This is a genomic window from Pseudomonas sp. TE3786 (assembly GCF_054057335.1).
In genome coordinates this window covers 98,197-121,317 of record NZ_JBSRZF010000016.1, presented here as the reverse complement: position 1 = coordinate 121,317, position 23,121 = coordinate 98,197, and the positions used below count along the sequence as shown (strand labels likewise).

Below are 23,121 nucleotides of genomic sequence, written 5' to 3'. Positions count from 1 at the left end.
TGTTCAATTGGCAAAAAACTCGCGGCTAAAGCCCCTTGGAATAGCGATTCATTGTGGAAGGGGCTTTAGCCGCGAGCTGTTGATGGTAAGGACGCTTAGTTCAGTCAAAACCCAAGGGTAGCCGACACCAGATAGGTTCTCGGGGTCGACAGGCTCAGCCCTGGTTCGCTGTCATCCGAGGCACCGGAGGAAATCCAGTAGCGGTCGTTGAGCACGTTCTCGACGCCAACCCGCAGGGCGATGTCTTTGTCCGAGGCTTTGAAGGCGTAGCGCGCGCCGACGTCGTAGCGTTCCCAGCCGTCGATTTGTTTGCTGTTGGCCTGGTCGAGGAATTGCGAGCTGGAGTGAATGCCGCGGGTGGTCAGGGTCAGGCCCGAGACCGTCGGTACGTCCCATTCGGCACCCAGGTTGACGTTGTATTCCGGAGTGGCCGGGGCGCGGTTGCCGTCGGAGATGCCGCCCACGGTGCCGCCCAGTTTGCTGTCGATGTACATCAGGCCGCCGAGTAGGCGGAAACCTTCCAGCGGCTCGCCGAACAGGCTCAGCTCGATGCCTTTGTTTTCCCGCTTGCCATTCGGGCCGAAGACCCGCGAGGTGCTGTTGGTTTCGTAGGCTGGCTGTTTGATGCGGAAGGCAGCGGCGGTGAAGGCGATATTGCCCAGGTCATATTTGGCACCGACTTCAACTTGCCGGCTGATAAAGGGCGGGAAGATTTCGTCGGAGTTGATCGAGGTCGAGGGGGCGATTTTGCCTTGGCTCAGGCCTTCCATGTAGTTGGCATACAGCGACAGCTGGTCGGTGACCTTGTAGAGGATGCCGCCCGAGGGCGAAACCTTTTCTTCGTCATAGGCGGTGTCACCTTTGACGTCGTCGGTCCAGTCATCGACCTTGACCCGCTGCCAGCGCGCACCGAGGGTCAGCTGCAGGCGATCATCGAAGAAGCCCAGGGTGTCGGACAGCGCCACGCCGCTAAAGCGGTTTTCGGTGTACACCTCGGAATCGATGCGCGTCGGGTTGCGCGGTGTCGGGGTGGCCACCGGGTCGTAGAGGTTGCTCGGCGCGGCGGCGTAACGGGCACCGCCGTTGGTGAAGTCCATATAGAAATAGCTGGCCGCCAGGTTCACTTCGTGGCTGACCGGGCCGGTGCTGAACCAGTTGCGCAGACCGGCCATGGCAGTGCGGACCGATTCGTCGCGGGTGAAGTCACGCGGCTGCACGCTGAAGTCACCCGCGTTGTTGGTGATGGATACGTTGTGGCGGAGAAAGTCGTGGTTGCTCTCGCGGGCGCCGACGGCACCATAGGCCATCAACGCATCGCTGAGGTCGTACTCGGCGTTGACGGTGCCGAAGGTGTCGTTGGTGCGCGCCTTGCTCCAGGCTTGTGCGTAGTTGTGGCGCACGTCGTCGGCGTCCGGCACCTTGGCGTTGGCACCGATCAACACGCGCTCCTGAGGGGCATCGGTGTCGCGCTCGGTATGGCCGATATCGGTCGACAGGCGCAGGCGCTCACCGTGGAAGTCCAGCCCCAATACGGCCATTTCGCGGTCGACGCTCTGCTGATCCCACTCGGTATCGCCGGATTGCTTCACGCCGTTGAAACGCAGGCCGTACTGGTTTTCGTCACCGAAGCGCCGGGCGATATCCACAGCGCCGCCCACCTGGCTGTCCGAGGCGTAGCTGCCGGTGAATTCGGTCAGCGGTTGCTCGCCCGCGCGCTTGGGAATCACGTTGATGCCACCGCCCACGCTGCCGCGCGGCGAGATGCCGTTGATCAATTGGCTGGGGCCTTTGATCACGTCGACCCGGTCGGCCATTTCCATATCGATGGAATAGGTCGGCAACACACCGTAAAGACCGTTGTAGGCGACATCGGTGTTGAACAGGCTGAAGCCGCGGATGGTGAATTGCTCGAAGCGGCCACCCGCCGGGTTGGTGGCACGCACCGACGGGTCGCTGGCCACCAGGTCGTTGAGGGTGCGGGCCTGTTGGTTCTTCACCGCCTCGCTGGTGTAGGTGGTGATGCTGAACGGGGTGTCCATAAAGTCCCGCGAGCCCAGCAGGCCCAGGGAACCGCGGCGGGCGACCTGGCCGCCGGCGTAGCGCTCACCGTCGCTACTGAGGTAGCCGCCGGTGATGCTGGTGGGGGCCAGTTCCAGGGCCGCGGAATCCCCTGGCACCGGCACCAGCGTATAGGCACCCTCGCCTGCCGATTGCAGGCGCAGACCGCTGCCTTGCAGCAGGCGGGCAAAGCCTTCTTCCACCCCGTAGGTGCCGGACAGACCGTCGCTGCTGCGGCCGCTGACCAAAGCCGGATCCACCGATAAATTGACCCCCGCCTGGCTGGCGAAGCGGGTCAAGGCGCTGCTCAGGGTGCCGGCAGACACCTCATAGCTGCGGCGGGCATCGTCGGCCCAGCTGGCCGAGCTGAATAGCGGGCTGCTCAGGGTCAGGACAAGGCCCAGGTGCGACAACGGGCGCAAGGTAAAACGCGTTCGGTTCAAACGACGAGGCAAGGCTGCGGACATGGAAGAAGGCTCTCGATTTCTGTTCACTTACCTGGAATGACAGGCGAGGTGAAAAAAAGGGACAGCCTCATGCGATATTTTTTCGCGCCACCAGGGTGACCCAATAACGCGTGCGGGACACCACTTCCACCGGCAGGCTGGCCGCCAGTAGCGCCAGCACGCTATCGGTGTTGTCGAGCCGGAAGCTGCCGGTCACTCGCAAGCCGTCAAGTTCGGGTGCCCAGCGCAGCAGGCCCGGGCGAAACCGACTCAGCTCGCGCAGGAACTCGCCCAGGGGCTGGTTCTCCGCCACCAGCACGCCCTGGCGCCAACCAGGCTGGGCCACGTCAAAGGCCTGTAGCGGTCCATTGCCAGTTGCCTGCAGGCTGACTTGCTGGCCTTCGCGCAGCAGCAGTTCCGGGCCGTGCAGGGGTTGCACGCGCGCCACACCGCTGAACACCGAGATGCGGCAGTCGCGCTCATTAACGCGCACGCACACTTCACTCTGAGTCACGCCGACCTGGCCATAGGGCATTTGAATAGTCAGCGCCTGGCTACCCGGCACACTGAGCGCGAGTTCGCCACGCACCAGGGTCAGCCGGCGCGCGATCAGGTCGATATTTACCGCGGTGTTGGTGTTCAGCTGCAGGGCGCTGCCGTCGGCGAGGGTCAACTGGCGGCGTTCGCCGGTGGCGGTTTGCAGGTCGGCGGTCCAGGCGTCCACCGGCAACTGCCGGCCCACCAGCCAGGTGGCGGGCACCAGGGCGGCAACCCCGAGGGCACGCTTGAGCACCGCGCGACGGGCCAGGTCCGGACGATCGAGGGTGGCCAGCGCCAGGTCGGCCGGCAAGCCGGAAAAACGCTGGCGCAACAGCTGGGCTTTCTGCCAGGTGTGTTCGTGGCTGCTACTGCTGTTACGCCAGTGCTGCAGACGCCGATGGTCGTCTTCGGTGGCGGCACCGGACTCCAGCAGCGCCAGCCAGCGGGCCGCCGTGCGGGCCACTTCGAGCGCTTCGCCGGTTGCTGGCGAGCCCATCAGAGTTCCACCAACAAGCAGTGTTCGTAGGCTTGGGCCATATAGCGTTTTACCGTGCGCTCAGATACCTCGAGGCGCTCGGCAATCTGGCGATAACCAAGGCCATGCAACTGGCTGAGGAGAAACGCACGACGCACCAGGGCGGGCAAGCCATCCAGCAGTTCGTCCAACGCCTGCAGGGTTTCCAGCAGCAGCCAGCGCTGTTCCGCTGACGGCACGCTGTCTTCCGGCAACTGCGCCAAGGCTTCCAGGTAGGCCTGTTCCAGACTGCGGCGGCTGTGGAAGTTGCTCAACAAGCGCTTGCCCACCGTCAGCAGATAGGCCCGCGGCTCGCGCAATTCGGCGAGCGGCTGGGCGCTGGCAAGCACCCGCAGAAAGGTATCCTGGCTCAGGTCCGCCGCATCCCAGGCATTGCCGACGCGACGCCGCAGCCAGTTCTCCAACCAACTGCGATGCTCGCGGTACAGCGCGCTCAGGCTGTGATCCGGGGGTATAGCGGCTTCAACCATGACGAGAAGGTCTGCCCACAAAGCAAATGAGAATTTATTCTATTTAAGATAAAGCCTCATACCAAGTCATTTATCCGTTGAGCCGCACACCGCTCTTCAACCGGTTGCCGCCAGCTCAAAACCGCCGGGTCGTCAGCAGCTCCTCCAGCACCTTGGTCGGCACCCGGAATGGCACCGACATATGGTCCTCCCCCGCTTCGATCTGCACGTCGCTGCGCAGGCCGTATTGCGAGAGATTGTCCAGGCGCAATTTGAGGGCGCGGACGTCCTGGATTTCCTGGGGCATTTCCCGATCACCCGCGAACAGGGTCAGGCTGCTGTGGGTAAGGTCGAGCTTGCCGGCATGCGCCAGCTTGGTGAAGGCGCGCTCCGGCTCCAGCAGGTAGCGGTCATGCCACCACAGGCTCGGGCTGACCGCGACCACATGCTGAAACAGCGCCGGGCGGGTGAACAAGGTGTAGATGCCGAACATGCCGCCAAAGGACCAGCCCACCAGACTGCGCTGGTCCTGATCGACCTTGAAGCGCGCGTTGACCTTGGGCATCAGGCGTTTTTCGATAAAGTCGAGAAACAGGTCCTGGCCACCCTGCGGCGGATCGTTGCGTTCGGCCGGTTGCGGCGGCGACAGGTCGAAGGCGCGGCGATTGAAGTCATAGGGCGTGTCGCTGGGGTAGCCGATGGCAACCACGATTGCGCCCTGGAAACGCTCCTGAGCGCGCTTGGCCGCATGCAGCGCCGGGAACAAGGCATTGCCATCCACCACATAGATCACCGGATAGCCGCCGGTATAGGGCACATCGCCCTCCGGCAGGCTGACCATGATCCGGTATTCGCGCCCTTCGGCGCTTTGCATCTGCCATTGCTCGGTGCCGTCCAGGGTCACCGGGTCGGCCTGGGCGCTGCCCAGCAGCAACGCCCCCAGAACCAGAACGGCGCGGCGAATCCGATTCAGGGCGATCACCAGCTGTAGCTCAGGCTGGTGACCACACTGCGCGCTTCGCCGCGGTAGCAATAGCCATCCTGGCAATTGATATAGCGCCGGTCAGTGAGGTTGCGCGAGTTCAGCGCCAGACGTACGCCGTCCAGACCGCCGTCGAAGTCATAGTGCACGCCGGCGTCGAACAGGGTGTAGTCCTCGTTCTTGATGGTGTTCATATTGTCGCCGTAGGTGCTACCGGTGTAGCGCGCGCCGGCACCGAAGCCGAGGCCGAAGGGCAGGTTGTAATCCAGCCACAGCGAGGCCAGATGGTGCGGGACATCCTTGGGGTCCTTGCCTTCGTTGCCATCGTTGCTTTTAGTGACCTCGGGGTCGTTGTAGCTGTAGCTGGCGTTCAGGCGCAGACGCTCGGTGAGGTCGGACACTGCTTCCAGCTCCAGGCCACGGGAAACCTGCTCGCCGGTCTGCAGGCTGTTCAGCGGATCGACCGGGTCGCGGGTCACCACATTCTGCTGGGTCAGGTGGTACAACGAGGCGGTCAGCAGGGTGCTGCTGCCTGGCGCTTGGTACTTGATCCCCACCTCGTACTGTTCGCCTTCGGTGGGCTTGAACGGCGTGCCGCTGGCGTCGGTGCCGCTCTCGGGCAGGAACGACGTCGAGTAGCTGACATAGGGTGCCACGCCGTTATCGAACAGATAGAGCACGCCCACCGAGCCGGTGGTATCGGAGTCGCTGGTCTTGGTGTTGGCGCTGTTGTCACTGAGGTTGTCGTCGTAGCGCACATGCACCCAGTCGCGACGCAGGCCGGCGGACAGGCGCCACTGGTCGATCTCGATCAGGTCCTGCACATACAGGCCGCTGCGAAACTCCAGGCCGTCGCGGTCCACCAGCACGTTGCTGGGGCGCGCCACGTATTGGTGGTGATCCGGCGCGTTGCGGTCAATCGATGGCGCGTCGCCGTAGGCATACTCCAGCGCGGTGTCGACCCAGGCGTAGTCCAGCCCGGTCAGCAGGGTGTGCTGCAGTTCGCCGGTGGCGAAACGGCTGACCAGCCGGGTGTCGGTGGACAACGAGGACATATCCTCGTAGCTGCCAGCGGCGGTGCGGTCGAAGGTATGGCCGTCGGCATTGGCGACGAAATCCAGGTATTGGTTGGTGGTATCCAGCTGCCCGTAGCGCAGATTCTGCTGCAGGCTGAAGGTGTCGTTGAAGCTGTGTTCGAACTCATAGCCGACCGTCCACTTGCGCTGTTCGAGCTTGTCGAAGGCTTCATCGCCGGGCCAGAAATTGGTCAGGTGGCCGTTGTCGTTGTAGACCATGGGCGAGCCGGCAGTTTGCCGCTCTTCGTACTGGGCCAGCAGGGTCAGGCTGGTGTCGGGGTCGATCTGCCAAGTCAGAGACGGCGCCAGCAAGCGGGCGTTGTTGTCCATCTGCTCGATGGAGTATTCAGCATCGCGGTACAGGCCGACGGCGCGAAACAGCACATCGCCGTCGTCATCCAGCTTGCCGCCTATATCGAACTGGCCCTGCTTGTGGTCGTAGTTGCCGCCCTGCACTTCCACCTGATTCTTCGCCAGCAGGCTCGGCCGTTTGCTGACCCGGTTGACCATGCCGCCCGGGCTGATCTGCCCGTACAGCACCGACGACGGCCCCTTCAGCACTTCGATGCGCTCCAGGCTATAGGCCTCGATGGAAGGCAAGGCCAGCCAGCCACTGCCGGGCTGACGCAGACCATCGAGAAAGTCGGCGCTCTCGGTGGTGGTAAAGCCACGGATGCTGATCATGTCGAAACGCGGGTCCAGGCCCGAAGCACCTACACGCACGCCGGAGCTGTAGGCCACCGCATCTTCGACGCGATCAACCTTGCGGTCGGCGATCTGCTCGGCCGTCACCACACTGATGCTCTGCGCAGTTTCCAGAATCGGCTTGTCGGTTTTCGTCGCACTGCTGGCGTTGCTGGCGAAGTAGCCGGGCACCGGGCCAAAGGCACTCTGCATGGCATCGGCGTTGATGCTGGTGGGGCTGAGTTCCAGAGCCTCGCCGCTTTCGACAATCTGCTCCACAGTCAGGGTGCCGTTGTCAGTGATACGCAGCGACAGGCCGCTGCCACTCAAGGCCTGCCGGGCGGCGGCTTCAGCGCTGAACTGGCCATGCACGGCGGCGCTGTTGCGACCACGCACCAGCGCCGGGTCGGCGACAATGCTACGCCCGCTCTGCCGGGCGATCTGCCGCAGGGCCTGCTCCAGCGGCACGGCGTCGAGGTCGTAGCGCTGCTGGGTTTCTTCGGCGTTGGCAATAAGCGGGCACAGGCTGGTCAGGCCGCCAGCGAATGCCAAGGCAACGGCCAGGGCCAGACGGGCAGCGCGAGGTGAATGGGAACGCATGGGAGGGTTTTTCCTTGCAGGAAGTAAAGGGAACTGCCTGCTATGTCGCGCGAGATTTAAAAACCCCTCACTGATTTTTAAATTCTTTTATTCAGGCCAGATCGACCAGGGTTACCGGCCCGTATTGTTCGACGCTGATCGGCAGCACCTGGGCCAGGGACTGCAATGTGCGGTCGCTGTCATCCAGCGGAAAAACCCCGAACACCCGCAGACGGGCCGCCGCCGGCGAAACCCGCAGCAGCCCATAGCGGTATGGCCGCAAGGCGTCGATCACAGCGCCCAGCGACTCATCGTCGACATCCAGAAGACCATCGAGCCAGGCGTCTTCACGAGCCCGGCTGGCCACCACCGAAAACGCTTGGTCGGCGCTCCAACGCAGGGTCTGGCCACTGCTGACCAGCCCGCTGCGACCGCGCTGGTCGACTACCTGCACGCTGTTTTCCTGCACGCTGACCAGGGTTTGCCCCGGCAGTTGGCGCACCACAAAACGCGCGCCCAGGGTGCTGATCCGCCCTTGCGCGGTGAGCACCTCGAACGGCCGCTGGGGATCGGCGACTGCCTGCAGACTCAACTCACCCTGCTGCAAACTGATCTGACGGATCTCCCGACTGAACAGCAGATTGGCCGTGCTTCGCGCATTGAGGCTCAGCAGGCTGCCATCGGCGAGCGGCACCTGTTTGCGCTCGCCCGTGGCACTGTAGAAATCGCTGAGCAAGCCTTCCAGCGGCATACGCCGTTGCAAGGTCAGCACACTTGGCAGACCGGCCAGCAACAGCAAGGTCGCGCCGCCGCGCAGCAAACGCCGCCGCTCCTGGGAAATGCCCGAGCCGCGCAACACCTGCGCCGTAGCTTGCACGCTGCCAGGCAACTGGCGCTGGGCGTCAGCCAATTGTTGAAATGGCGTGCGCAGCGCACCGGCCACGCTTTCCCAGGCGCGTCGATGCTCGCCATCGGCGGCCAGCCAGGCACTGAAGGCATGTTGATCGGCGGGATGGGCGCGGCCGGAATCGAGAAATACCATCCAGTCGATAGCGGCTTTGACGGCCGGGCTCAGGCGCGGCTGTTCGGCATTCATCGCAGGCTGGCCAGATAGCATTGGGTGACCGCGCGTTTGATCCAGCGCTCCACCGTGGCCAGCGACACCTCGAGTTGCTCGGCGATCTGCTGGTGGGTCAGGCCTTCCAGACGGTTGAGCAGAAAGGCATGGCGGATCTTGGCGGGCAAGTCGTTGAGCAGCGCATCGATGGCCGCCACCGCTTCGCGCAGCAAAGCGAACTCTTCCTCCGACGGCACCACCGCCTCGGGCATGCCGGCAATCGCTTCCAGATAGGCGCGTTCTAGCTCATTGCGCCGCCAGAACGAACAGAGCACCCGCTTGGCCACTACACACAGAAACGCGCGGGGCTCCTCGATAAAGGCGACTTGTTGCGACTTCAGCGTGCGTAAAAAGGTGTCTTGCGCCAGATCCGCCGCATCGGCATGGGAGCCCAGACGCCGCAATAACCATCCCTGCAACCAGCGGTGATTTTCCGCGTAGAGAATGTGAAAGGGGTCTTGAGGGGTGAGGCGCAGGTCTGACATGCGAAATGCACAATATTAGTAATTAGCAATAGTTCGCATTCTTAACGTATGACTGGGCATTTGCAACAGGGGCGGTAGGTATTCGTCGGCGCGAGACCGCGCTTTCTGCTGTGAGTCACAGTGCCTGCAGCTTGCGCTCAAGCTGCTCGCGCTCCCAGCGACTAAGCAACTGAATGGGGTCGGTGCCATAGCGCCCCCAGCTATCCACACTGCCAACGCGCCCATCCGAGGCCACGCACTCGGCGCAGTAGCCCAATTCGCCCGCCTCGAAAAACACGCTTAGCTGCCAACCATCGACCCACACCGGCAAGCTGCCGCAATAGCTTGCGTTCCAGCGTTGCGCACCGCTGCGGCTTATTTCCCGCTCACCAAGGGCGATGTCCTTGAGCAGTTGGTAAACCTCGCGGGCGCTGAGGGGAGTGACTGACATTCTTGCCGTGGCCTCTGGAGTTGATGATCAGGCCTTATCGGCGCTCGACTCGGCCGGCAGCACGCTACCACGTTGCCCACAGCGCAGACAGACACCCCCATGTCTCCCCCAGACAACTGCCCTACTCCCCCGCGCTCTATGGTGGTGGCCCATTCCCCGCCAGCTGGAGCTATCCGTGGCCAACCAACCGATCACCGTTCTGCGCGATACCCAACCTATGCCTGTGGTCGATGCCTGCAAGTGGCAGCGCATTGGCGGTGACCCACATACCGTCAACCTGAATGCCTATACCTCGGAAGATGGCAGCAAGATCATGGGCACCTGGATCTGCACCCCTGGCACATGGCGGGTGGAGTATGTGAAGTGGGAGTACTGCCATTTCCAGGAAGGCTATTGCGTAATCACCCCCGATGGCATGGAGCCGATTCATCTGCGCGCCGGCGATATCTTTGTGGTGGAGCCGGGGATGAAAGGCACTTGGGAAGTGGTGGAAACGGTGCGCAAATATTTCGTTTTTGCCTGAGGTCCTGGCCCCATCGCCCTATCGCTGATGCCCACAAAGCCCCGCCCTGTGCGGGGCTTTGTATTTCTGTAGACCCGGCGCAAGACTGCGTATTAAAGCTGGAAACAAGCACCACTGGCAGGCAAGGTATCGCTGGTTATTAAAGCGGGCAATCAAGGAGTGACGATGGAAAACCTCTACAAAACCCCGGAAGCGGCGCTGACGGAACAACCGGTCAGCGAGCATGGCCAGGCGTTTTTCGTGACCTCGATTGGCAAGCTCTGCGTGATGTATCTGCTCACCATGGGCATGTACATGCTGTATTGGATGTACCGCCACTGGGATAGCCAACGGGCGGAAATAGCGAAGCCCATCTGGCCGATAGCCCGCTCGGTGCTGATGACGTTTTACACCCATAGCCTGTGCGCACTGATCTCCAAGCGGCTACAGGCACAGCAGCAACCGGCGTGGCGGTACAGCGGTGCAGCGAACTGGTTTGTATTGTTCAGCGTTATCAGCCTGCTGGTGTTTGTGTTCACCACTAGCGAAAGCCCCTTGCTGCTATCCGTAGCCTTGCCCCTTTTCCTGCTGGCGGCCAGCCTTCAGCCGATGGTGGCGATTCAACGTCAGGCCAACCTGGCCAGCCTGGATCCACAAGGCAAGAGCAACAGCACCTACTCCGGTGCCAATATCGGCTGGATCCTGGTGGGTGCATTGTTCTGGGCACTGACTGCCCTGGGTACGGTGATCATTGCACTGGGGCTGGATAAGTAGGCCAGCGTGACCGTAGGGCGGATATCGCCACAGGCGATATCCGCCATTTGCGGCACAAACCCCAAGCTCACGTCAGACCGATACCAACGGGGGGTCTAGCAGAAGGCAATCGCCAAACTCCTCTGACTCAGTGGATGCCTGGCCCCTGCAATGCCTAACGATCGACGAATTTGGGTGCCGGGAGGCACGTGCTTCTTTACGGTGACGTTAAGTGACCGAACCTCGAACCCCAGTGCAACAGCGGCGCAGTCAGCGCGGTATTGGCAGGCACGCTATTGGGAACATTTGATCCGCAATGCCGAGGACTATCAGCGACACTTCGATTACATCCATGGGCGGAAAATTTGTCCGACTGCACCAACCGAACCCCGCCGCCTTGTGAGTCCGGCCAAAGCGAGGCGGCTACAAAGCGTGCCAGCATGGGCGTTCTTTCGCCCCGGAGCCCCTTATGAAAATCGTCATTGCCCCCGACTCCTTCAAAGACAGCCTGGCTGCCGCCGAAGCCGCGGCCGCCCTGGCGTTGGGGTTCCAGGACGTATGGCCGGATGCGCAGCTGCTGCAGTGCCCGATGGCCGACGGTGGCGAAGGCACGGTGGATGCGATTCTCGCCGCCCTTCAGGGCGAAGCGCGCAGCAGCCTGGTCAGCGGCCCGCTGGGGCAACCGGTAAAAGCGCGCTGGGGCTGGCTGCCACAGTCACGCACAGCGATCATCGAAATGGCCGAAGCCAGCGGCCTGCAGCTGGTGCCCGTGGAACTGCGCGACGCCCGTTTCAGCTCCACCCGGGGCACCGGGGAACTGCTGCTGGCGGCCCTGGATGCCGGCGCGCAGAAAATCATTCTGACCATCGGCGGCAGTGCCACCAATGATGGCGGTGCCGGTATGTTGCAGGCTCTGGGGGTGAAACTGCTGGATGCCGGCGGCCACGCCATCGGCCCCGGCGGCTTGCCGCTGTCGGTGCTGACCATTCTCGACAGCAAGGGCCTCGACCCACGTCTGGCCGCTGTCCAGGTGGAAGTCGCCGCCGATGTCGACAACCCGCTGTGCGGCCCGCATGGCGCGTCTTTCACCTTCGGCAAACAGAAAGGCGCGAGCCCCGCGCAGATCGAGCAGCTGGATGCCGCCCTCGGCCACTTCGCCGATGTGGCCGCCGTGGTGCTGGGCAGTGATCGCCGTGACGAACCGGGCGCAGGCGCGGCCGGTGGGATAGGTTTTGCCGCCAAGGCCTTTCTCAACGCCACCTTCCGACCTGGCGTCGAAGTGGTGGCCGAGCTCACCGGGCTGGCGGAAAAGATGCAAGGTGCCGATCTGGTGGTTACCGGCGAAGGTCGCTTCGATGCCCAGACCCTGTGCGGCAAAACGCCCCTGGGCGTGGCGCGGCTGGCCAAGCAGTTCAATCTGCCAGTGGTGGTGGTAGCGGGGACGCTGGGCGAGGGTTACGCCAAGCTATACGAGGCAGGCATTGATGCCGCCTTTTCCCTGGCTGCCGGGCCGATGACGCTGGAAGAGGCCTGCCAACAGGCCCCTGCGCTACTGCGCGAACGGGCCGGCGATATTACGCGGTTGCTAAGGCTGGGCAGTCTGCTGAAAAGCCGCTGAGCGCGGCTTATTCAAGCTCAGGGTGATCGGAAATACCTTCCAGATCGGCACGGGCAATGGCGCGCTGGTCAAGCTTCTGGCGGGCTGGCAGGGGCAGATCGGTGTAGCTGATCAGGCCTTTTTCCACCAGCACGCTGACCACGTCTTCCAATACCCGCACCAGGCTCCAGTCCGACTCTTTGAGAATCTCCAACTTGGCCTGCACTTCGAGCTTGGTATTCAGCCAGTTGCGTAGCTCTTCGCTTTCCACCGCCATGCTGGCGCTCATTTCGGGGAACGGCTCTTGCTCCACGCGCAGGAGCTTTCCGTGTTCGTCGCGCTGGATGTAAACCATGGTGGCCTCTCTGTGAAATACACTGCGCGGCGCCAGACAGAATTGATACGCACGAACCGCAATGGCGGTGAGCATAATCCGAGAGAGCGCCAGAAGAAAACCCAGGTTGCCTGGTATCAGCCCAATGCGGCGCGGAATGTCCCAGGGATGTACATCCCTGGCAAAAACTGACCGTTCGGTCGGACCTTTTTGCCCCAGCCCATAACAAAAGGCAAGGCGGCGCAGGCATGCGCACAGTCGGTGGAACATACCTCCCCCCAGGCAGGAAACTGCAAGAAAGCGCTTTCAGGACAGCAGGCTGACCACGGCAAAGCGGCTGATATTGGCTTGCGCAACCACGGTCTGGGTCACCGCCGCATAGCTGGCCGGCGAGCGATTGACCAGATTGAAGGCGGAACCGGCGTAGTCGGCAGCCCATTGTTTTTCATCGTTGTTGGCTTGCCGCGCAAGGAAATCGCGGATTTCCTGTTGGCGGTGGCTGAGCTGATCGCGGATCGCGCCGACCTTGTCCAGCGCCGCCACTACCGAATCCAGTACCCGGCGCAGTTCGCGCTGGCTGTCGGCGCTGACTTCGGCAGGAAAGTTGAACAGCTGGTCGTCCTGACTCTGCACCGGCTGGTAGCTGCCTTTGGCAAACAACTTGCCTTCACCCTGCACCGCCAGTTGCGGCTTGAGGGTTTGCCAGTCGCTTTCCCGCGCCGAGAACTTCAATTCGCCGCCCTGCCCCAGCTCGGCACGTACACCCACCTGCCCGAGGCTGACGTTGAAGCGGCGCAGCACCTGCTCGCCGCTCATATCGTCATCAAGCACCACGGCGATGGGTTCGGACGACTGCCGGCCGGCGCTGAACAGCAAGGTTTCCTTGCCCGACTCCTGCACGGCGGCCAGTGAATCCAGACCACTGAGGCTGAAGCGACTGCGCAGTGGCTCGTTGAGGCGCAGCTTGAGCGTACTGTCCAGGGTGGCGCCGGAGCGCTCGGCGCGTTCGGCCAGCAGTTGGTTGACCTGCTGCATGGCCTGCTGCAGGCCTTGCTTGTCGGCACCCTGGGCGGAACTGAGCTCGCGGCTGAGGTTGATCTTCAGCTGGCGCAGGCGGCTGCTCAGTTCATCCAGATAGCTTTCCGCCGACTGCATCGAGGACAGCTGCTGATTGAGTTGCAGGTTGAAACTCGCGCCCTTGCCCCGCGTCCGCTCGCTGGTCTGCGTCTGGCTCGCTGGCGGCTCGGCCTTGCTGGCGGTCGGCAGCGGCGCATCACGCAGGACCGCCTGGCGGCGTTCCTGGGGATCGAGGGCGGCAATCGCCGTTAACGGCTTTTCAACCTTCATGACGGATCTCGCTAAGGCAGGCGTTACAGGAGGTCGAACAGCGACAGATCGTTGACCGTCAGGTAGGTCTTCTGCGTCGCCTGCAAGGCCAGTTTGTAGTTCTGTAGATCGATGCTCGCGCCGGCATAGTCCAGCCCCGCCAGTTCGCCATCGATCTGGTTGTTGACCAGCGATACATCCTGGTTGCTGTTATCCAGCAGGGTCAGGGTGTTCTGCCGCCCGCCCAGTTCGGTGATGCTGGTCAACACGCCGCCATGGGCAGTGTCGAGCTGGGTGATGGCATCGCGAATCTGCTGCACGGTGGCCGGATCGGTGCTGTCCAGCGCCGGGTCCTTGAGCAGGTTGACCACGCTGTGCAGGTTATTGAGAAAGTCCATGCCGGTGCCGAACACCCCGGCAATCGCCACGTTTTCCTGCACCAGCACGCCATTGGCCACCGCCGCCTGGCGGGTTTTGTCGTTGCCGTTGGCGCTGTAGGTTTGGGTGGCGCTGTCGTAGGCCACGGCCGGGCGATCGGTCAGGGTGCCGGAGAACAGGTAGCGGCCTTCTTCGTCACGCACATTGAGGTAGCTGAGCACCGTACTTTCCAGGCTGCTCAACTCGCTGGCCATGGCATTCAGATCGGCCGAGGTGTTCGAACCGTTGGCCGCCCACAGTAGCAGGTCACGTACTTCGAGCATGGTGTCGGAGGTCGACTGCAGGTTGGTTTCCTGAATCGACAGGTTGCTCGAGACATTGGTGATGTTCTTGCCGTACTGGGTCAGGCTTGCCTCGGCGCGCTGGATCCGCAGCAGCCGCACGCTGGCGATGGGGTCGTCCGAAGGTTTGAGAATCCGCGTACCGTCGGACATTTTCTGCATCAGCTCGGCCATCTCCGACGAATTGCGATTCATCGAAGTGAGCATGGTGGCGGCGGTCTGCGAGTTGGTGATGCGCATGGGGCAGTTCTCGTCTATCGAATCGGACGTAGGGCGGATATCGCCTGTGGCGATATCCGCCGTTTCACAAAACCTGCAGCGACTTAAAACGCCGCCAACATGGTGTCGAACAAATCCTTGGCGGTGCTGATGACTTTCATATTGGCCTGGTAGGCCTGCTGGTAGCTCATCAGGTTCACCGCCTCTTCATCCAGGTTCACCGCGCTGACACTGTCGCGCTGGGTCTGGGCCTGGCTGGTAACGGTTTTCGCCGTGGTCAGATCAGCCTCGTTCTGCCGGCTGACGCTGGCGATGTCGCCGATCAGGCCGGCATAGGCATCGTTGACGCTGACCTGATTGCCGTTGACGGTGATGGTCTGGTTGCGCAGCTCCAACAGCTCCAGCAGCGTGCCGTTGTTGCCGGTTTCACCGGCACTGTCGGACAGCGCCAGATCTGCCGCCTTGATACCGCTGAGGCTGAGCATGTTCGAGCTGCTGCCCGGGGTGAACACCAGCAGGGCCTGACCGGCATTGCCATTGAGGTCGTAGCCGCTGGCCAGGGTGTCGTTGACCATCTGCGCGAACTGCTCGGCCATATCGCCCAAGGCATCCTGGTTCGGACGCAATACCTGGTACTCGGTGTCGTACAGCGCGCCTAAGGAGCCACCGAGGTCTTCCTGGCTAAGGGAAAAGGTGGTGCCGGCAAACGCCAGGCCGATCTGCTGCTCGCCGGTGGGCGTCAGGCTGACGCTGAGCTGCGCCGCCGAGGTGCTGGCCACCAGCGGTTGACCATTGGCCAGGGACACCGCCAGCGAACCATCGGCGGCGGTGTTGGTACGCACGCTGGCGTATTGGCTGAGCTCGCTGACCAGGCTTTCACGCTGATCCTTGAGGGTCGCCGAATCCACGCCGCCGGCTTCAGCGGCGATGATCTTTTTGTTCAGCAGGGCGATGTTGCTGGTCAGGCCATTGATCTCGGTAACCATCGAACCGCGCTGTTCCTGCAACGACATCAACTGGGTGTGCAGGTTGCTGCCCAGGGTATTGAAGCGCTGCGCCAGGTTGCCGGCCTCGGCGATGATCTGCTGGCGCAAGGCAACCGAGTCGGGCGTGGCGCTGGCCTCGCTGACGGCGGCGAAAAAGTTGTCCAGGCCCACACTGATGCTCGAACCATCGCCAGACATCAGCCCTTCCAGCGAGGTCAGATACTGCTGCGAAGTGCTGTAGTAGTTCTGCGAGGTGGTGGCGCGCCACAGCTGCTGGTTAAGGAAGTCATCGGAAATCCGGCGGATGCTGGTGACCTCCACGCCGCCGCCACTCAGGCTGCCGTACCCGGACACCGAACTCATCACCGCATTCAGGCGACTGAAACCGGGGGTGTTGACGTTGGCGGTGTTCTGCCCGGTAACCGACAGGCCGATCTGCGAGGCGCGCACACCGCTGTAGGCGATCTGGGTCAAATTGGTCACGACAGGTTTCCTTTTGGTTCTTTAAACACGGGCCGCTCGTTAACTACTGGAAGCCGTTCGAATGGACTGGGCGAAGGCCGCCGACAGCGATTGGTGCAACGGCCGCTGGCTGGGAAAATCCGCCACTCTCTGATCCAAGGCGACCGCTTCGGCAGCCGGCTTAAATTCGTCGGTACGCGAGTCCGATTTATCGCCGAAATTGACCGTGCGGTTGGCCGCCATACCGAGCAACTCACCCACTTGCAGACGCTCATCCAGGCTGGCGCGCGCCGGCTGCGGCGCATGGGCTTCGCCACGCAGGCGTTGCTGTTGCAGGTCCTGCAGAATGCTGCGGGTGTAGTTGCGGGTTTCCTCGTAGGGAATGCGCTGCACCCAGGCCTCGGTGCCGATCTGCCCGGTGCGCGGGTCGCCATTCTTTTTCAACCACTCATCGACCTTGCCGGGGCCGGCGTTGTAGGCCGCCACCGCCAGCGCCTGGTGGCCGTCGTAACGCTCGAGCATGTCCTTCAGGTAGGCCACGCCCAGGGTCTTGTTGTACTCGCCATCGCGGGTCAGGCGTTCTTCGCTGAACTCCAGGCCGAGCTTGGCCGCCATGTCACGGGCGGTGCCGGGCATCAGCTGCATCAAGCCACGGGCACCCTTGGTTGAAACAGCCGCGATATCGCCGGCCGACTCATGGTCGATCAGGCTGTCGACCAGACTGCCCAGCGCCGCCGTGCCGCGCTGCCACACCTGATTCACCGCGGCCACACCACGCTCCCAGCTGTTGGCCAGGGGTTGCTGGGGCTGAATATTGCTGCGTGGCAGCTCGGCCGAACGGGCGGCCTGCTGCGCGGCAGTGAGGGTCATGGGCGCAGTGACGCTGCCGGCCAATTGCTTGACCAGCATGTCGCTGATGCCGGTTTGCTTGCTGCTGGCCAGGTGTTCGGCCATGGCTTCGTCGTAGAAATCGCGCATGGTGTCCAGCTCGCGGCTGCGCATGGGGTTGCCCGCCGACAGCACATCACCGGCCTTGCGCATCTGCTTGAGGATCTGCTGCAGAAACAGCGCTTCGAACTGCTCGCTGGCGGCCTGTAACTGCTGGCGCGGGTCACTGCCCGGCGCATTGACGCTGCGGGCGTTATTGATCGCGGTGGGGAGGGAAACAATGCTCATATCACACGGCGCTCACAGTCAGATCACAATCAATTCGGCATTCAAGGCACCGGCCTGTTCCAGGGCTTGCAGAATGCTCATCACGTCGTCCGGGGTCGCGCCCAGGCTGTTGACGGTGTTGATGATGCTTTCCAGGCTGGCACCCTCCGGCCACTTGAACATGGCGTTCTTGTCCTGGGTCACCGACACATCGGACTGCGGCGTCACGGCGGTCTGCCCCTGGGAGAACGAGTTGGGCTGGCTGACCTGGGGGTTCTCGCTGATGGTCACGGTCAGGGTGCCATGGGCCACGGCAGCGGCTTTTACCCGCACGCCCTGCCCGACGACCACGGTGCCGGTGCGGCTGTTGAACACCACTTTCGGCCGTTCACGGCCCTCTTCCACTTCCACGGTTTCCAGCAGCGCCATAAAGCTGGTGCGCTGGTTGCCGGCAGCCGGGGCGCGCAGGCTGATCTTGGTGCCGTCCAGGGCATTGGCCACACCCGGGCCAAATACCCGGCCCAACGCCGTGACGATTTTCGCCGCAGTCTGAAAGCTCGGGGTGCGCAGGTTGAGCATGATGTCCGGGCGGCTGGTGAAGTCGCTGGGGATCATCCGTTCGATGGTGGCACCATTGGGTACGCGGCCGCCGTTGGCGCTGTTGATCGCCACACTGGAGCCACTCTGGCCGGTGGCATTGAGGCCGCCAATCACCAGACTGCCCTGGGCCAGGGCATAGGTTTCGCCATCCACACCGCGCAGCGGGGTCATCAGCAACTGGCCGCCGCGCAGGCTTTTCGCATCGCCCAGGGAGGCGACGGTGATATCCACGGTCTGCCCCGGGCTATAGGACGGCGGCACAGTGGCGGTAACGGTCACAGCGGCAACGTTCTTCAGCTTCGGATCGACATTGGCCGGCAGGTTGATGCCGAACTGTTTGATCATGTTGGCCACCGACTGGCTGGTGAACTTCACCTGGTTTTTATCCCCGGTACCGTCCAGCCCCACCACCAGGCCATAACCAATCAACTGGTTGCCGCGAATGCCTTCGACATCCACCAGATCCAGCAGCGGCACAGCCGAGGCCACGGGACTGACGCCGAGCAGCGCCAGAGCCAACAACAAAAACGGCGGCAAGCGCATGGAAAACGTCCTCACAGCGGGAAGATCGGAGAAGTGAAGAAGCGCGTCAGCCAACCGGCCGAATTGCTGTCATTGAGCAGGCCACGGCCGGCATAGGAAATATTGGCGTTGGCGATGTTCTGCGACGACACCTGGTTGAAGCGGTTGATGTCATCCACCCGCACCAGACCGGTCAGGCGAATAAATTCTTCGCCCTGGTTCAGGCGCAGGTTTTTCTCGCCTTTGACCAGCAAGGTGCCGTTGGGCAGCACGCTGTGCACGGTCACCGCAATCGAGCCACGCAGGGAATTCTGCTGCGAGCTTTTCGCCGAGCCATCGAAATCCCGCGAGGCATCGGCAGAGCTTTCCAGCTTGTCGTAGGTTTTCCCCAGCACGGTGGGAATACCCACGGCCAGGCTGGCTCCCTTGCCAAAGCTGGTGCCGGCACTTTTGCTCGATTGGGTGACCTCCTCCAAAACCACGGTGAGGATGTCGCCAATGCGCAGCGCCCGTTGATCCTGGGTCAAGGCACCGCCGTAGCCGCTGCGAAACAAGCCGCCGCCGGTGGTGGGCGGCAGGCTGTAGTCCAGGTTCAGCGGTTGGTAGGCGCTGGAATCCTCGTCGGGGAGCATTTCCTTGAAACTGGCGCAGCCACCCAGAAGCAGGGTGGCGGCAAGGGCGCACATCATCAGCGTGATTTTCATGGCGGTCAGACGGTCTGGTTAAGAAATTGCTGCATACCGGACGCGGCGTCCAGCACCTTGGCGTTGGCCTCGTAGGCGCGCTGGATGGCGATCATATTGACCATCGCCTCCACCACCTGCACGTTGGAGCCTTCCAGCACGCCCTGCTTGAGGGTGCCCAGGCCTTCTTCGCCCGGTACGCCTTCCACCGGCTCGCCACTGGCGACGGTTTCCTTGTACAGGTTGCCACCCAGGGCTTCGAGGCCAGCCGGGTTGGTGAAGTTGACCAGGGTGATCTGGCCCAACTCGCTGGGGGTGGTGTCGCCCGGCAGAATCGCGGTGACGATGCCGTCGCTACCCACGGTGAAACTGCTGCTGCCGGTCGGCACTTCAATAGCCGGCACCAAGGGCAGGCCCTGGGAGTTGACCACCATGCCTTCGGCGTTCAGCTGCAACTGACCGTTTTCGGTGTAGTAGGTGTCGCCGTTGGGCGCTTCCACCTGCAGAAAACCGCGGCCGACAATCGCCAGGTCCATCGGCTGCCCGGTGGTCTGCATGCTGCCTTCGGTAAACACTTTCTGCGTACCGGCCACCCGCACACCGCTACCGAGCTGGATGCCGGAGGGTACGGTATTGACCTGGTCGGCCTGGGCACCAGGCTGCAGGTCGATGGAATAAAACAGATCCTCGAACACCACGCGGTCGCTTTTGAAGCCAGTGGTGTTCACGTTCGCTAGGTTGTTGGCCACGGCCGATAGGGCGGTGTCTTGGGCGGCCAGACCGGTTTTGCTAACCCACAGTGCAGTGCTCATAACGTTCTTCCTTTAGCCGCGAATCAAGCGGGTGCCGGCCTCGGACAAGTCCTCGGCGGCTTTCATCATCTTTACCTGGGTTTCAAACAGGCGGTTCAGGCTCATGGTCGCGGTCAACTGGTCGATGGCCGACACGTTGCTGGTTTCCAGATGGCCGCTGACCAGACGCACGTCCTCGCTGGCTTCAGCCGGTTGGCCATCCTTGCGAATCAGCAGACCGGCCTGGTTTTTCACCAGCTCGGCGGGCTGCGCATCCACCAGCTTGATGCGGTCCACCTCGGCCATCACGAAATCACCACGGGGCATGATCGACACCGTGCCGTCACTGCCGATGGCCACGCTGTCGTACTCCGGCAGCACAATCGGCCCGCCCTCGCCCAGCACCTGACGGCCGCCGATGGTCAACCGGCCCTGCTCGTCCACCAGCATGTTGCCCTGCCGGGTATAGGCCTCAGCGGTGCCATCCTGCACGGCGATCATGCCGGCGCCACGAATGGCGAAATCCAGATCGCGGCCGGTGGCGGCCAGGGTTCCCGAGGTCATGTTGACCCCGCTGCTTTGCGGCATCGCCAGGTGCCGGCTGTCATAGCCATAGCCCTGCACATCGACGGTTTCGGCGCGTTCCATATCGGCGCGAAAACCGGGAGTGTTGACGTTGGCCAGGTTGTTCGCGCGCACGCCCAGGGCACTCATGGTGCGGCTGGCGGCAGTCATCGCGGTGTAGCCCAAACGGTCCATGGATCAACCTCAGATTGCGCTGAACAGCACTTGATTGAGTTCTTTGTCGGTGGTCAGCACCTTGGTGTTGGCCTGGTAGTTGCGCTGGCCTTCCATCAGGGTCACCAGTTGCGCAGTGAGGTCGACGTTGGAGCCTTCCAGCGCGCCGGTGATCACCGAACCGAACTGCCCCACACCCGGGGCACCAATCAGCGCGGCACCGGAGTTGCTGGTTTCGGTCCAGGCGGTGCCGCTGACGTTTTTCAGGCCTTCGGCGTTGGCGAAGTTGGCCAGCACCACCTGGCCCTGCAGCATGCGTTCGCCGTTGCTGTAGTTGACGTAGATCTTGCCGCCCTCATCCACCGCAATGCCGGTCTTCTCACCCGAGGCGTAACCGCTGGCCTTGTTGGTGGTCACGGCGAAGTCGGAGCCGTACTGGGTGGTGCCGGTGAAGTCCACGGCAATCGCCAGCGGGTCGACGCCGCCTGCCAGGCCGGTGGCATTGACGGTAACCGGGGTCGCCGGGGCGGTGAGCATGCCGGCCGAGTCGAAGGTCATGTTGGTGTTGCCCGAGGCGCTGCCGTCGACAAAGTTGTGACTGGTCCAGCTGTTGTCAGCGGTCTTCACAAAGTACTGGGTCAGGGTGTGTTCCTTGCCCTGGGAGTCGAACACCTTGGTGGTGTAAGTGGAGTTGTAAGTGGCGGCGTCGGCCACGTCGAAGGCGGTGGCCGGCACCGCTTCATCGGCATCCAGGTTGGCGACAAAACTCAGGCTGTCGGTAGCCTTGGCCGGCAGGCTGCCGGTTTTCAGCTGCAGGTCGCTGATGGTGCCATTGAGCAGATTGCCGTCGGCATCAGTGGGGTAGCCCTGCAGACGCTGGCCGGAGCTGTTCACCACATAGTTGGCAGTGTCCGTGCCGAACACCCCGGCGCGGGTGTACTGCTGCTCGCCGGTGGTGCTTTTCACCACGAAAAAACCACCGCCGGAAATTGCCAGATCAAGGCTGCGGCTGGTGGAGGTCAGCGAACCACCGAGGCTGATGCTCTGCGTGTTGCCGAGCACTTCCACACCCATGGCCTGGCTGTCGGCATACACGCTGCCGAACTCAGTGCGCGAGGATTTGAAACCGACGGTGCCGACGTTGGCGATGTTGTTGCTGACGGTGTCGAGTTGGTCGCTAACGGCGTTGAGGCCGGTCAGGGCAATGTTGAAGCTCATAAAGGATCACCTTGTCTGGAATGGAAACGGATCAGGCCGAGCGGGTGCCGGCGCCAAATTCAACGATGTTGTAGAACGGCACCGAACCAATGCCTTGCACCTCCAGCACCGGGCCTTCACTGCTGACCCGCACATTGCTGACCACCCCGCCGATTTCCACTTTGGGGATCTCGCCGCTGCTGGTTTTGATCGCCACCTCGTACTTGCCGGCGGGCAGCCCGAGGGCCTCGGGATCGATGTTGAAGTTCATCAAACCGGCGTCCTGCGGGCCCAACTGCACTTCAGTGACCACACCGTTGGCGTTGGTCAGCTGCAAGGTGGTGGTGGACGAGTTGTGCTCAAGCTGGGCCTGACCACTCAGGGCCACACCGTCGAGCTGCACGCTATCCGCCGAGACCATCACCTGCTGCCCGACCAGACCGGCAGCCGTAAGGTTCTGCAGGTTGTCGGAGAGCACCAGGCTGTTTTTCTGGATGGTGTTGAGGTTCTCCAGACTCTGCACCTGCGACAGGGCCGAGTACTGATTGATGAACTGCGAACTGTCCACCGGGTTGGTCGGGTCCTGGTACTGCACCTGGGCGACCATCAGGCTGATGAAGTTGTTCTGCAGCTCGGATACGTCATTGAGGTTCACCGCCTGGGATGGCAGTGCGGTGTCGCTGCCATTGGTGCTGGTGTTGCTGGTTGAACTCACGCTAGCCATCAGGCATCTCCCAGTTTCAGCAGACCCTGCTGCATGCTTTTCACTCGATTGAGCACTTCAACGTTGGTTTCGAAACTGCGCGAGGCCGACATCATGTCGGTCATCTCTTCAATCTCGTTGACGTCGGGGTAGAACACATAGCCGTCACGGTCAGCCAGCGGGTTGCCTGGCTCGTAACGGCGCTGCGGGTCTCGCCCGGACTGCACCACATCCATCACCTGAACATGGGCACCGCCCATCCCGGCATTGCGGCTCAGCTCACCGTTTTCGTACACCGCGGCAAACATCGGCTTACGCGCCTGGTACACATCCTTGGCGCTGGTGGCAGCGGAGTCGGCGTTGGCCAGGTTCGAGGCCACGGTATTCAGGCGCACGGTTTGCGCATTCATCGCCGAGCCGGCGATGCGGTAGATCGAATCGAATGCCATGGGC

Annotated in this window: 23 protein-coding genes; 3 read left to right on the top strand and 20 right to left on the bottom strand. The window is 62.5% G+C overall.

Annotation, left to right across the window (positions count from 1 at the left end; all coding sequences use genetic code 11):
- Positions 1–104: 104 nt before the first annotated feature.
- The 8 genes from ACVW0Y_RS17740 to ACVW0Y_RS17705 all read right to left on the bottom strand — a co-directional run bounded on the left by ACVW0Y_RS17740 (position 105) and on the right by ACVW0Y_RS17705 (position 9,381).
- Positions 105–2,525, bottom strand: coding sequence for a TonB-dependent siderophore receptor (locus ACVW0Y_RS17740; RefSeq protein WP_457439990.1), 2,421 nt, complete (start codon positions 2,523–2,525; stop codon positions 105–107).
- 67 nt (positions 2,526–2,592) lie between these two features.
- Positions 2,593–3,540, bottom strand: coding sequence for a FecR domain-containing protein (locus ACVW0Y_RS17735; RefSeq protein ID WP_457439988.1), 948 nt, complete (start codon positions 3,538–3,540; stop codon positions 2,593–2,595).
- The gene (locus ACVW0Y_RS17730) at positions 3,540–4,049 is read right to left on the bottom strand and encodes a sigma-70 family RNA polymerase sigma factor (RefSeq protein WP_457439987.1); all 510 of its coding nucleotides are present in this window, start codon (positions 4,047–4,049) and stop codon (positions 3,540–3,542) included. The genes ACVW0Y_RS17735 and ACVW0Y_RS17730 overlap by 1 nt, the downstream gene beginning before the upstream one ends.
- Positions 4,050–4,164: 115 nt before the next feature.
- Positions 4,165–5,010 carry an alpha/beta hydrolase gene (locus ACVW0Y_RS17725; RefSeq protein ID WP_457439986.1) on the bottom strand — a complete coding sequence of 282 codons (846 nt, stop codon included), beginning with the start codon at positions 5,008–5,010 and terminating at the stop codon, positions 4,165–4,167.
- Entirely contained in the window at positions 5,007–7,370 is a 2,364-nt protein-coding gene (locus tag ACVW0Y_RS17720) for a TonB-dependent siderophore receptor (RefSeq protein WP_457439984.1), read from the bottom strand. Before ACVW0Y_RS17720 ends, ACVW0Y_RS17725 begins: the two co-directional genes overlap by 4 nt.
- 91 nt (positions 7,371–7,461) lie before the next feature.
- Positions 7,462–8,445: a FecR domain-containing protein gene (locus ACVW0Y_RS17715; RefSeq protein ID WP_457439982.1), complete on the bottom strand. Its 984-nt coding sequence runs from the start codon at positions 8,443–8,445 to the stop codon at positions 7,462–7,464.
- Entirely contained in the window at positions 8,442–8,951 is a 510-nt protein-coding gene (locus tag ACVW0Y_RS17710; protein ID WP_457439980.1) for a sigma-70 family RNA polymerase sigma factor, read from the bottom strand. Before ACVW0Y_RS17710 ends, ACVW0Y_RS17715 begins: the two co-directional genes overlap by 4 nt.
- A 115-nt stretch (positions 8,952–9,066) precedes the next feature.
- Positions 9,067–9,381, bottom strand: coding sequence for a DUF7693 family protein (locus tag ACVW0Y_RS17705; RefSeq protein ID WP_457439978.1), 315 nt, complete (start codon positions 9,379–9,381; stop codon positions 9,067–9,069).
- A 217-nt stretch (positions 9,382–9,598) separates the two neighbouring features.
- On the opposite strand from ACVW0Y_RS17705, the gene ACVW0Y_RS17700 reads away from it, so the two are divergent.
- The 3 genes from ACVW0Y_RS17700 to ACVW0Y_RS17690 all read left to right on the top strand — a co-directional run bounded on the left by ACVW0Y_RS17700 (position 9,599) and on the right by ACVW0Y_RS17690 (position 12,254).
- Positions 9,599–9,904: a cupin domain-containing protein gene (locus ACVW0Y_RS17700; RefSeq protein WP_457440025.1), complete on the top strand. Its 306-nt coding sequence runs from the start codon at positions 9,599–9,601 to the stop codon at positions 9,902–9,904.
- 165 nt (positions 9,905–10,069) lie between these two features.
- Positions 10,070–10,657: an MFS transporter permease gene (locus ACVW0Y_RS17695; protein WP_457439977.1), complete on the top strand. Its 588-nt coding sequence runs from the start codon at positions 10,070–10,072 to the stop codon at positions 10,655–10,657.
- A 448-nt stretch (positions 10,658–11,105) separates the two neighbouring features.
- On the top strand, positions 11,106–12,254 hold the full coding sequence (locus tag ACVW0Y_RS17690) for a glycerate kinase (protein ID WP_457439975.1): 1,149 nt from the start codon (positions 11,106–11,108) through the stop codon (positions 12,252–12,254).
- A gap of 7 nt (positions 12,255–12,261) precedes the next feature.
- Here ACVW0Y_RS17690 and ACVW0Y_RS17685 read toward each other — a convergent pair whose 3' ends face one another.
- From ACVW0Y_RS17685 to flgC, 12 genes are all read right to left on the bottom strand, one after another.
- Complete coding sequence (locus tag ACVW0Y_RS17685; RefSeq protein WP_108096954.1) at positions 12,262–12,588, bottom strand: tryptophan synthase subunit beta; 327 nt, start codon at positions 12,586–12,588, stop codon at positions 12,262–12,264.
- Between the two features lie 285 nt (positions 12,589–12,873).
- The gene (locus ACVW0Y_RS17680; protein WP_457439973.1) at positions 12,874–13,914 is read right to left on the bottom strand and encodes a hypothetical protein; all 1,041 of its coding nucleotides are present in this window, start codon (positions 13,912–13,914) and stop codon (positions 12,874–12,876) included.
- 23 nt (positions 13,915–13,937) lie between these two features.
- Positions 13,938–14,852: a flagellar hook-associated protein FlgL gene (gene flgL / locus ACVW0Y_RS17675; RefSeq protein WP_457439971.1), complete on the bottom strand. Its 915-nt coding sequence runs from the start codon at positions 14,850–14,852 to the stop codon at positions 13,938–13,940.
- Positions 14,853–14,935: 83 nt separating this feature from the next.
- Positions 14,936–16,300 (bottom strand): flagellar hook-associated protein FlgK, encoded by a 1,365-nt coding sequence (gene flgK, locus ACVW0Y_RS17670; protein WP_457439969.1) that lies wholly within the window; start codon positions 16,298–16,300, stop codon positions 14,936–14,938.
- A 39-nt stretch (positions 16,301–16,339) separates the two neighbouring features.
- Positions 16,340–17,455, bottom strand: coding sequence for a lytic transglycosylase domain-containing protein (locus tag ACVW0Y_RS17665; protein ID WP_457439968.1), 1,116 nt, complete (start codon positions 17,453–17,455; stop codon positions 16,340–16,342).
- A gap of 18 nt (positions 17,456–17,473) precedes the next feature.
- Positions 17,474–18,577, bottom strand: coding sequence for a flagellar basal body P-ring protein FlgI (locus ACVW0Y_RS17660; protein ID WP_457439966.1), 1,104 nt, complete (start codon positions 18,575–18,577; stop codon positions 17,474–17,476).
- Between the two features lie 11 nt (positions 18,578–18,588).
- Positions 18,589–19,260 (bottom strand): flagellar basal body L-ring protein FlgH, encoded by a 672-nt coding sequence (flgH, locus tag ACVW0Y_RS17655; protein WP_457439964.1) that lies wholly within the window; start codon positions 19,258–19,260, stop codon positions 18,589–18,591.
- A 5-nt stretch (positions 19,261–19,265) separates the two neighbouring features.
- The gene (flgG, locus tag ACVW0Y_RS17650) at positions 19,266–20,051 is read right to left on the bottom strand and encodes a flagellar basal-body rod protein FlgG (protein ID WP_457439962.1); all 786 of its coding nucleotides are present in this window, start codon (positions 20,049–20,051) and stop codon (positions 19,266–19,268) included.
- 12 nt (positions 20,052–20,063) lie between these two features.
- Complete coding sequence (locus ACVW0Y_RS17645) at positions 20,064–20,789, bottom strand: flagellar basal body rod protein FlgF (RefSeq protein WP_457439960.1); 726 nt, start codon at positions 20,787–20,789, stop codon at positions 20,064–20,066.
- A gap of 9 nt (positions 20,790–20,798) precedes the next feature.
- The gene (gene flgE, locus ACVW0Y_RS17640) at positions 20,799–21,986 is read right to left on the bottom strand and encodes a flagellar hook protein FlgE (RefSeq protein WP_457439958.1); all 1,188 of its coding nucleotides are present in this window, start codon (positions 21,984–21,986) and stop codon (positions 20,799–20,801) included.
- A gap of 31 nt (positions 21,987–22,017) precedes the next feature.
- Entirely contained in the window at positions 22,018–22,689 is a 672-nt protein-coding gene (locus ACVW0Y_RS17635; protein WP_457439956.1) for a flagellar hook capping FlgD N-terminal domain-containing protein, read from the bottom strand.
- Positions 22,689–23,117, bottom strand: coding sequence for a flagellar basal body rod protein FlgC (gene flgC / locus ACVW0Y_RS17630; RefSeq protein ID WP_457439954.1), 429 nt, complete (start codon positions 23,115–23,117; stop codon positions 22,689–22,691). The genes ACVW0Y_RS17635 and flgC overlap by 1 nt, the downstream gene beginning before the upstream one ends.
- Positions 23,118–23,121 lie beyond the last annotated feature (4 nt).